The 8,867-nt window shown below is 67.9% G+C and carries 10 protein-coding genes and 2 pseudogenes; 4 read left to right on the top strand and 8 right to left on the bottom strand.

Annotated features, from left to right (window positions below; all coding sequences use genetic code 11):
- Positions 1-256, bottom strand: a pseudogene (locus tag AB0C16_RS31230) (hypothetical protein); the annotation flags it as partial.
- A gap of 354 nt (positions 257-610) precedes the next feature.
- Positions 611-1,480: an alpha/beta hydrolase gene (locus AB0C16_RS31225; RefSeq protein ID WP_357688090.1), complete on the bottom strand. Its 870-nt coding sequence runs from the start codon at positions 1,478-1,480 to the stop codon at positions 611-613.
- A gap of 182 nt (positions 1,481-1,662) precedes the next feature.
- Here AB0C16_RS31225 and AB0C16_RS31220 point away from each other — a divergent pair, with 182 nt between their 5' ends.
- From AB0C16_RS31220 to AB0C16_RS31210, 3 genes are all read left to right on the top strand, one after another.
- Positions 1,663-2,601, top strand: coding sequence for a TetR/AcrR family transcriptional regulator C-terminal domain-containing protein (locus tag AB0C16_RS31220; RefSeq protein WP_357688088.1), 939 nt, complete (start codon positions 1,663-1,665; stop codon positions 2,599-2,601).
- Positions 2,602-2,605: 4 nt separating this feature from the next.
- Positions 2,606-2,950: a hypothetical protein gene (locus AB0C16_RS31215; protein WP_357688086.1), complete on the top strand. Its 345-nt coding sequence runs from the start codon at positions 2,606-2,608 to the stop codon at positions 2,948-2,950.
- A 289-nt stretch (positions 2,951-3,239) separates the two neighbouring features.
- On the top strand, positions 3,240-3,809 hold the full coding sequence (locus AB0C16_RS31210) for a dihydrofolate reductase family protein (RefSeq protein ID WP_030925166.1): 570 nt from the start codon (positions 3,240-3,242) through the stop codon (positions 3,807-3,809).
- Between the two features lie 250 nt (positions 3,810-4,059).
- On the opposite strand, the gene AB0C16_RS31205 is transcribed toward AB0C16_RS31210, so the two are convergent.
- The 6 genes and pseudogenes from AB0C16_RS31205 to AB0C16_RS31180 form a co-directional block, all read right to left on the bottom strand.
- Complete coding sequence (locus AB0C16_RS31205; protein ID WP_355394890.1) at positions 4,060-4,272, bottom strand: hypothetical protein; 213 nt, start codon at positions 4,270-4,272, stop codon at positions 4,060-4,062.
- A gap of 10 nt (positions 4,273-4,282) precedes the next feature.
- Entirely contained in the window at positions 4,283-4,750 is a 468-nt protein-coding gene (locus tag AB0C16_RS31200) for a hypothetical protein (RefSeq protein WP_357688084.1), read from the bottom strand.
- Between the two features lie 132 nt (positions 4,751-4,882).
- Positions 4,883-5,683: pseudogene (locus tag AB0C16_RS31195) on the bottom strand (IS5 family transposase); the annotation flags it as partial.
- Between the two features lie 3 nt (positions 5,684-5,686).
- Positions 5,687-6,064, bottom strand: coding sequence for a hypothetical protein (locus tag AB0C16_RS31190; RefSeq protein ID WP_357688083.1), 378 nt, complete (start codon positions 6,062-6,064; stop codon positions 5,687-5,689).
- A 79-nt stretch (positions 6,065-6,143) separates the two neighbouring features.
- Positions 6,144-6,845 (bottom strand): DUF6192 family protein, encoded by a 702-nt coding sequence (locus AB0C16_RS31185; protein ID WP_357688081.1) that lies wholly within the window; start codon positions 6,843-6,845, stop codon positions 6,144-6,146.
- Between the two features lie 18 nt (positions 6,846-6,863).
- Positions 6,864-7,064 carry a hypothetical protein gene (locus AB0C16_RS31180; protein WP_357688079.1) on the bottom strand — a complete coding sequence of 67 codons (201 nt, stop codon included), beginning with the start codon at positions 7,062-7,064 and terminating at the stop codon, positions 6,864-6,866.
- Between the two features lie 833 nt (positions 7,065-7,897).
- Here AB0C16_RS31180 and AB0C16_RS31175 point away from each other — a divergent pair.
- A complete protein-coding gene (locus AB0C16_RS31175) occupies positions 7,898-8,815 on the top strand; it encodes an aminoglycoside phosphotransferase family protein (RefSeq protein WP_357688077.1) in 918 nt (305 codons plus the stop codon).
- Positions 8,816-8,867 lie beyond the last annotated feature (52 nt).

Raw genomic sequence — 8,867 nt, 5'->3', positions numbered from 1 at the left:
TGAGGACGCCGAGCTCAGTATCGATCGCAGCCTGTTCCGTGACGACCCACGAGGGGCGTGGTTCCGGGCCGCGAGAACCGCGCTCGACCTCCAGCCAGGTGGACCACCGCTGATCCGGGCCCAGCTCCTCGTCGACCGAATGGAACTCGAAGACGAAGGCTGCGGCCGGATCTGGCTGGGACTCGTCACCGGTGAAATCGGACCAGCGGGAGTCGAGGTCGGAGTAGGTATCAGAGAGTTCGTACTCGGAAGACAACGGGTGTGCTCCTGAACAAAGATGTGGGACTGATGCGGACATGCCGCAGCACAGTGATGGCCATCCGTCAGCCCTCCTTAGTCCAGGCAGCGCTCTCCGCCGCTCGATCGACCCAGCATGCCCCGCCCGTTTCGGACCCCGCAACGTATTTACCGGGACTGGGGATCGCGCGGTCGGGCTCAGCCGGAGCTCCTGCATCGGCTTCGCGGATCGGCAGACCAACTCCGGCAGCACCGGCTCCCCGCCCGGGCCCGCGGCCGGCGCCTGGGCCGCCCTCGGCGATGACCCTTCATCCACACTGAGGCGCCTCCTCAACCCGGGCAAGCTCCGCCGTGTCCGGCCGGCATAGTGCGTTCACGACCCATGGGTCATCCCCCGATCTGGACGCCCGGCCGGGGCGTGCGCGGCGAAGAACCGCAGGACCACATCCGCGATCTCGCCAGGCTTCTTCTCTGGCGCGAAGTGGTCGAGCGTATGGAAGGTCGCGGTCTCGGAGCGGGGAATCGTCGCGGCCAGCCGGGCGAGGGCGACCGCCTGCCGGCCGGTGTCACGCCCCTTGCCGCGCGTGATCAGGGTGGCTGCGGCGATCTCGCGGTAGTCGGCCAGTCGGCCGTCGAACCGCCCCACCTCGACGTGCTCGCTGATCGCCTGGGGCATGAGCGCGAGGTTCTGCCGCATCTCGGCGCGGGGGATCGCGTGCCGCAGGATGATCCGGAGAAGCCGGCGTGGAACTCGTCCCGTCTGATCCGGGTTGACCCCGCGGACGAAGGTGATAAATGCCTCGAAGTCCGCGCCCTCGGAGATCTCGCGGCGCGCTCGATCGATCCAGTCGACCGGGATCGACCCGCCGACCGACACTCCGGGCTCGTAGACGGCGACCGCGTCGAACGCCGGGTTGCCGCACGCGGCTCGCAGGGCCACCAGCCCACCGAAGCTGTGCCCGAAGATCAGTCGCGCGCCGGTTTGCGTGCGTACGGCCTCGATGTCCTCGCACTCCCGCGCGATGCCGTACCGGTCGCCCTGCGGGCCGCTGCCACTACGGCCGCGCCGTTGCACGACGTGCACGGTGTGCCGGGCCGCCAGGAGCCCGGCGAAGGCGGTGAGGTCGGACGCCACCGCGAGCGCTCCAGGGACCACGATGACGTGGGGCCCGTGCCCCGCGCTGAGGTACTCGATGGGTGTGCCATCCGCCGATGTCACCACCCGGGTGGCCAGATCAGACATGGTGCTCTCGTCTCTCTCGTCGCTCAGGACCCGCCCGAGCGGTGCTTACAATGTACGCAGCAGTGTCGGATCCGGGCCATGCAGTGCACCCGCAAGGTAGTGCACTTCGCACGTCGCCGCAGCACAGGGGGTAGTACGGCAAGATGTCGATTGGCCGACCGAACTAGTACACCTGGAGGGTCATGGCAGACCGGGCGCTCTACCTGCGCATTGCCGACGAGATCGCCGGCGACATCCGGAGCGGGCGGCTGGCTGAAGGCCGGCCGGTGCCGTCCACCAGGCGGATCGTCCGGGACTGGGGTGTCGCGATGGCCACCGCCACCAAGGTGATTGGCGCCCTGCGCGCGGCGGGCCTGGTCGAGACGATCCCCGGCAGCGGGACCATCGTGCGGCGGCGGGACGAGCGGGCAGCCGGGACGGCCCGCCCGGCTACCGGCGAACGGGCCCGGCGCGCCGGGCTGACCCAGCGCGAGATCGTCGAGGCCGCCGTGCGGATTGCCGACACCGATGGGCTGCCGCTCGTCACGATGCGGCGGGTGGCCGTCTGCCTGGGCGTCTCCACGATGGCGCTCTACCGCCACGTCCCGAACAGGAGTGACCTGACGCTGCGGATGGCGGACAGCGTGTTCGCCGGCGCCCGGCTGCCCGAGATCCCGATGGCCGCCTGGCGGCGACGCCTCGATGCGGCCGCACACCTGTTCTGGACGGTCTTCAGCCGCCACCCGTGGGCCGCCGAGGTGTTCTCGCTGAGCCGCCCGCAGCTCATGCCCAACGTGTTGCCGATCGCCGAGTGGTCGCTCAGCACGCTGCGCGCGATGGGCTTGGACGCGCACGACATGCTGTGCGCGCACATCAACCTGTTCGGGCACGTGCGCGGCATGGCGCTGGTCCGTCTCGCGGAGACACAGGCAGAGGAGGACACCGGGATGTCGGCGGACAACTGGATGCGCCTCCAGGACGGCGGCCTGCGGCGGTGGGCACAGTCCGCCGGTCATCCCGGGCTCGGCTACGTCGTGCAGGAACGGTTCGACTTCGACCTGGACACGGTCTTCGAGTACGGGTTGCAGCGCATGCTCGATGGCATCGACGCCCGCCGCCACGCTCTCGGGCTACCAGGCTAAGAGGGTGTTGCTGAACCTCGCCGTCGCTGTTGATCATGCGAGCGATGTGCCACCTGGTGACTCCGACGCGGCTATTCGGCTGAGGACGGCGGTCCGAGTGCGGTCCCAAGTCGTGCCTGGTGAAGATGGCGATCAGCAGACCGACGGGCAGCCCAGCCTCGTGAAAGTGCTGGTCAAGATGAAGTTCATAGCGGTTGCGCCGACCAACGCGCTCACGTGTGAGAAAGCCCGCCTGCTGCAGGTCGGTCACGATGGCCTGAACCCTGCCTTCGGTGATGCTGGCTGTGTTGGGTTCTTCGGGAGGCGTTTGTCGCTGACTTCGGGAGGCGGTTGGGGGCCGATTCCTTGATCAATGTCGGTGAGTTTTGACGTCACTCCGGGCTGTCTGGGTGGCCGGGCGGTGGCTGTTTGGCGAGGATGTCGTGGAGGGGCAGTAGGTCTCGCAGGGCGCTTCGAGACCCGTTGCGAACCTGAACGCCCCGAGCGCCCGAATCGGTCGCGCGCTCGGTCTGCGGTCTGGTTCGCATCACGACGGTGTTGAGCAGGTGGGATCGGGCGCCGATGAGAAATGGCGCCGACAGTCGTCTAAGTAGACGTCCGGTGAAAACGCGCTGCGCGCATCAAGGGAGAGCAACGAGATGAGACCACTTCGATACTCGATCAACGTCACGCTCGACGGCTGCTGCCATCACGAGGCAGGGCTCCCCCCGGACGAGGAGTCGATGCGTTACTGGACCGCTGAGATGGAGCGAGCCGATGCCCTGCTATTCGGCCGGGTGACCTACGAGATGATGGAGTCGGCGTGGCGGAAGCCGGCCACGGACACGTGGCCTGACTGGATGGATGAGTGGCAGATCCCGTTCGCCGAGACCATCGACCGGGCGAAGAAGTACGTCGTGTCGAGCACGCTGAGCGCGGTCGATTGGAATGCCGAGCTGGTGCGAGGCGACTTCGGGCAAGCGGTTCAGCGGCTCAAGCAGGAGTCAGGCGAGGGCCTGTGGGTGGGTGGCGTGACGCTCCCCCTGGCGTTGGCAGATCTGGGACTGATCGACGAGTACGAGTTCCTTGTGCAGCCGGTCCTTGCCGGACACGGGCCGACGTTGCTCGCCGGTCTGCGCGAGCGCATCCAGCTCGAGCCCGTGGACCGCCGTGAGTTCCGGTCGGGGGCGGTCGCCCTGCGATACCGGCCCACGCGAGTTACGGCTTGACGTGATTTATCCTGGCACGTTGGCCGCTCCCTCGCGACGGAACGACGGCTCGGGGTCGCGTTGGCCGCGCTGGCCGTGCCCCCGAACGCGCGGACATATCGACGGGGGACATCGCCCCGAGGTGCCGGTAGCGGACAGGGCAAACGTTGCGAATCCCCGTATACAGCTCGACCTTGGTCGCCGATATGCGCATGGGGCCCCCAAACGCGAGAAGCACACCGACTCTCCCACCGCAAGAACCCCACTGCCGTCAAAACTCGGCGACATCACCCCTCACCACACGAAGCCGCCTTCCCTGCCCCAGCAACAAACGCCTCCGCAACTCACGTACATAGCCAGTGATGCCCAGCGTGACAGCGATGTCGCGGATCCGTGCCTCTGGAGCGCGAGCGATCGCGATCAGCACGCGGGCGTGGTGGGTGATGAACGTCCAGGTGCCGCAGCTGTCGTCGGTTGCGTTCACGGGGGTGCGGTCAGGCTTGGTAGCGGCGGGCGGCGGTGTCGGGGCTGACATCCAGAACGGCAGCGATCTCGTCCCAGGTGGCGCCGGTCGCTCGGTCGGCGGCGACGGCGGCGGCCAGGACGGCGCGGGCCTGGGCGAGCAGGGGCAGGGCGGCGGCGGTGTAGCCGGCGATGGGCCCAGGCTTCCAGCCGGTCTGCTGAGTGGGCGGGGCGAGGTCTTCGGCGTGCAGGTCCAGGGCAAGCTTCCCGGCTGCCTGTGCGAGGCGTTCGGCCTGGTCGCGGATGTGACGGCGCTGCTTGCGGGTGTCGTCCTGGCGTTGGTGGCGCTGGGTAAGGGGGCGCCAGCGTCTGGCGCGCGTGCGGCCGAAAGCCCACCGACAGGCGTCTGAGCAGTACTTGCGGGGCCGTCCTTCGCGGCGGTCCGCTGGAGGGGGCAGCGGCGCCTCGCAGTTCAGGCACTGCTCGGTTCGAGATCCCATGAGGACGCTCACCAAAGGGGTTTCGTGGTCGCATGGCTGCGGATCAGGCTGTCTCGTTTGCTGGGTTGTGAGACAGGTTAGCCCGCACCGGCGCGGTCACGAAACCCTTCCCCAGGAGGTCCTGGCGCGGGAGCTGCGGGTGAGGCGGCGCGTCATCTGGATGATCGCCGACCAGGTGATCATGATTTCGCTGTGCTGCGGCAGCCGTTCATGGTCGCGGATATTGCGGCGGGCGCGCAGCACCCACGACAGGCTGCGCTCCACCACCCAGCGTTTGGCCAGCACGACAAAGCCCTGGGCGCCGCGCGGCCGGGAAACCACCTTGACGGTGAGGTCCAAGAAGGTGCGCGCCCACTCGATCAGCGATCCCGCGTAGGCGGAGTCGGCCCAGACCAGGGTGATCTCGGGATGGGTCAGGCGCAGCCGGAACAGCAGCTCGCGGGCGCAGTCCCGGTCGGGGGTGTCGGCCGGGATGACCATCACCATCACCTGAAGCCCATCCGGATCGACCACAAGATGTCGCTTCCTCCCATTGATGCGTTTTGCCGGGTCAAAGCCGCGAGTGGCCTTGCTGACCGTTTCCGATCCCTTCACCGACTGCGAGTCGACGATGAGGGTGACCGCACTAGGACAGCGGCCCTTGCGCAGCCGGATCGCGCGGCGCAGCTGGTCCCGGATCTGGCTGACCACCCCCTGCCGCGCCCAGCGCGCGAAGTGCCCGTAAATCGTGGCCCACGGTGGGAAGTCGGACGGGATCGCTCGCCAGGTGCACCCGTTGGCCACCAGATAACGAATCGCATCCACCACGTCACGGCGGTGATGCTTTTCCGGCCTGCCGCCGGTGGGAGTGTGACAGGCCGGGACCGGGAGAAGCCGCTCCAACAGCGCCCACTCGGCGGCACTGGTGTCGGAGGGGTAGCGTCGCGGGCGCATCACTCAGCCTCCAACCGGCGCATGACCGTTGGTCAGCATGTCCAGCGTGGACTGCAGGCTGGTGGCCTGGGCCAGGACGAAGCGGGCCCACCTGTCGTCGGGGTACTTCATGGCGTGCGGAGTGATCGTGCCGTCGAGTAGCCGGCTGATCCGGGTCAGCGCGGCAGCGAACTGCGCTTTCTCGTAGGCCACCCAGTCGGCGGAATCGGCGGGAAACCGGTAGCCGCCCTTCGCGGTATAGACGAGCGGGGTCAGATGCTCGCGCGCGGCCACTTCCTTGATCCACAAGATGCCCTTGCGGACCTGGTAAGGGCTCATCCCGGTCGCGGCAACCAACTGCCGGGTGGTCAGACCGGCCGGACGCGCTTCCATCAGCGCCATCCGCACTCGCTCACCACACACGTTCGTCGGCAGTCTGCCTCGCTGCCCCCGTCCTGGCGTGGAGGAGGCCATCACGGGCTCACTCGCCCCGCAGCAGCGCGGCCAGGCCCTCATCCAAGGACAGGTCGCCGGTATCGATCGCCTGGCCGATCCATTCCGTCGCGCCGCGCACGCGTGCCAGGTTGGCGTGCACCCGCTCACGCTCCTCCTCGGTGAAGGAATGCCCGCGCAGCGTCGGCACGATCCGGCCGGCCGCCGCCACGAACGTGGCGCAAGCGCCGACCAGGTCGACGTACTCCCGGTTGTGGCGCACCTGTTCCCGCGCCTGCTGGATTGCCTGCCTGGTCGGCTGGGGCACGGCCTCCAGCCGCTGCGCCGCGATTCGATGGGAACGGTCGACTTGGGCCCGGTTGACCAGGTGCATCGCGGTCTGGTCCTCGACGACCTCTGACACCACCTGCGGCTGGCGCAGCAGATCGGTCGCCACCCGGGCCGCGACCTGCTCATCCTCCAGCAGGTCGTGGACCTTGTTGACCTTCTCCTGAACGGTGGTGGGGTGGTTGACCCGCTGGCCGACCTCCCGCTTGGCGGCGTCCTGCGTCCACCGGTGGGTCTTGGACTTCTCGTGCCAGGGCGGGTCGAGGATCTTGGCGAAGCGCACGTCCTCGTCCGCGATCGCGGCCAGCGCCTTGTGCACGACGTAGGACACGCCATGCTGGCGGCGCTCCTTGGGCCAGCGCGAGGCCACCCACCGGTTGTCGAGCAGGGTGGCCAGCGGCATGTCCAGGTCTTCGGCGTACTAGGCCAGCGTCTGCCGGACGCCGAACGGCTCCTCGCCCGGGCCGGCGTGCGACCCGCCTCGCTGGCTGATCGGCTCGATCTCCAGGGCGAGATCGCCCAGCAGAAGCTGTGTTCGTCCCTGGACGGCGAGCTGCTCCAGCCCGTCGGCGACCAACTGCTCGTACCGCTCCTGCGTCACCTTCCCGATCATGGTGGTCATCGCGCCCCTCCTCGCGTCCGAGCACCCTTCTACGAGTGCTAGCGCGAAGTCTCCACCCGCACACAATCGGTGACAATGCCCTGGTTACAGACCTATCTCCGCCCGGCCATATGAGGACAATTTGCAATCAACGATCCGAAGAGAACACCGTCACCGTGACGCTGTTCTCACCGCCTCTGCGACGCCGCCAGCCGGCAGTCCGGCAACGCGGAGAGCAATAGATCGTGCCCACCGGATGATCCACACCCTCCAGCCACGACCGCGAGCACTCCGGACAAGCGATCGTCCGCTCCGGTGAGGCGTTCTGAATCACCCCAACCCTGGTCCGGATCCTCAGCAACAACCACCGCTGCCGAGCACGGCACGCATCCGAGCAGAACACCGCGTCCCGCCGCATCCACCCAGGCAGACGAGTCCCACAGGCCGGGCAACACCGCCCGTCCGTCACCGGCATGCCACCACACTGGCTCAACCCTCAGCATGAGCACCAGGACCCTCAGGGCCACGACCACCGCACCCACGTCCCCGGCCCTCTCTCATGCCTTCCATTCATCCCGGGGACGGTGGTGTCCGAGATCAAGAGTTCAGCAACACCCTCTAACCCGCGGCCGAGGTGTGGCTACCGCCACGGCCACGGAGTTGTCGGCAGCTATGCCGGTAATGATGCGGGGCGGGTCGGCCGGGTACCGAAGCAGGGCGACGGTGCGCACGCTGCGGCCGACCTCGCGAAGTCGGCGGTGGGGCGGGTGCCGGCGAAGGAGACGTGCGGTAGGCGCAGGTGAGGATGTCTATGATCGGGATCCGAATCCCGTGGCCAGGGCGACAATTGATCGATGGCCGCACGGCACGGGCGACCACCGTTCCCCGTCCGAGCTGTAGGAAGTGGCCAACTTATGAGTGACCGGGTATCCGCCGACCTATTGGAGATCGCCGAGGCACTCATGCCTGGTGCCTCGATCGATGCGGCAAGGTTCGCTCGAGGTGGGGTCCATGACGTCGTTTTGCTGCCTGGTGTCGCGGCTGTGCGGATCAGTCGACGCCCGTCAGGCGCTGAGGCTCTGCCACGCCGTACCGCAGTGCTGCGGCTGATCGCGGGTTGCGGGCTGCCGTTCGCGGTGCCCGAGCCACTGACACCGGTGACGATGTTTGGGGAGCGCGCGGCTGTTGCCGTGTCGTGGATCGACGGCACCGGATTGCCCGAAGGCCAGGGCGATCCGGCGAAGATCGACGAGCTGCTCCGGGCTTTGCGCGAACTTCCTGTCACTTCGGACCTGCGGGCCGTGCTGGCCGCGCCGCGGAAGTACGAGGGCCGCGACAGCTGGGCCGGCATTTTGGCCGAGGAGGTCATTCCCCGCTTTCCCGAGAAGTGGCGTGACGAAGGCCGACGACGCTTGGAGGCGGCGCTGGCCCTGGAGCCGGTCCCGGATTGCCTCGTCCATGGCGATCTCATTGGTGACAACGTCCATTGGAGTGAGGACGGTAAGTTGATCGGCGTCCTTGATTGGGACCGGGCTCACCTGTTCGATCCGGCGATCGACGCCGCCTTCATGGGATGGCACGGCTGGGACAACCTCCGCCAAGCCGTCAGCAGCGAGACCTACCGGCGTGCCCGTGTCTGGGAAAGGACCTTCGGCGTCGACCACCTCGTCGCGGTCCTTGAGCTGGGCGGCGAACCGCTGACACGTGGCGAAAGCTACGCGGAGCACATTGTCGCCTGGCTTGAGCGGCATGCCGATGGGGACCTGCCTTGAATCCGGTGTCGCCCGAAGGACGGTGGTTCCTGGAGACGACAGGCGGCGGGCT

This window comes from Nonomuraea sp. NPDC048916 (assembly GCF_040649575.1).
Taxonomy (GTDB): domain Bacteria; phylum Actinomycetota; class Actinomycetes; order Streptosporangiales; family Streptosporangiaceae; genus Nonomuraea.
This window is presented reverse-complemented; position numbering and strand designations above follow the sequence as displayed.

Bases quoted from the DNA above. Each gene is read 5' to 3' on its own strand.
- AB0C16_RS31225 (WP_357688090.1), bottom strand. From the start codon at position 1,480: ATGTCTGATCTGGCCACCCGGGTGGTGACATCGGCGGATGGCACACCC.
- AB0C16_RS31220 (WP_357688088.1), top strand. From the start codon at position 1,663: ATGGCAGACCGGGCGCTCTACCTGCGCATTGCCGACGAGATCGCCGGC.
- AB0C16_RS31210 (WP_030925166.1), top strand. From the start codon at position 3,240: ATGAGACCACTTCGATACTCGATCAACGTCACGCTCGACGGCTGCTGC.
- AB0C16_RS31200 (WP_357688084.1), bottom strand. From the start codon at position 4,750: ATGGGATCTCGAACCGAGCAGTGCCTGAACTGCGAGGCGCCGCTGCCC.
- AB0C16_RS31190 (WP_357688083.1), bottom strand. From the start codon at position 6,064: ATGGCGCTGATGGAAGCGCGTCCGGCCGGTCTGACCACCCGGCAGTTG.
- AB0C16_RS31185 (WP_357688081.1), bottom strand. From the start codon at position 6,845: ATGCCGCTGGCCACCCTGCTCGACAACCGGTGGGTGGCCTCGCGCTGG.
- AB0C16_RS31180 (WP_357688079.1), bottom strand. From the start codon at position 7,064: ATGACCACCATGATCGGGAAGGTGACGCAGGAGCGGTACGAGCAGTTG.
- AB0C16_RS31175 (WP_357688077.1), top strand. From the start codon at position 7,898: ATGGCCGCACGGCACGGGCGACCACCGTTCCCCGTCCGAGCTGTAGGA.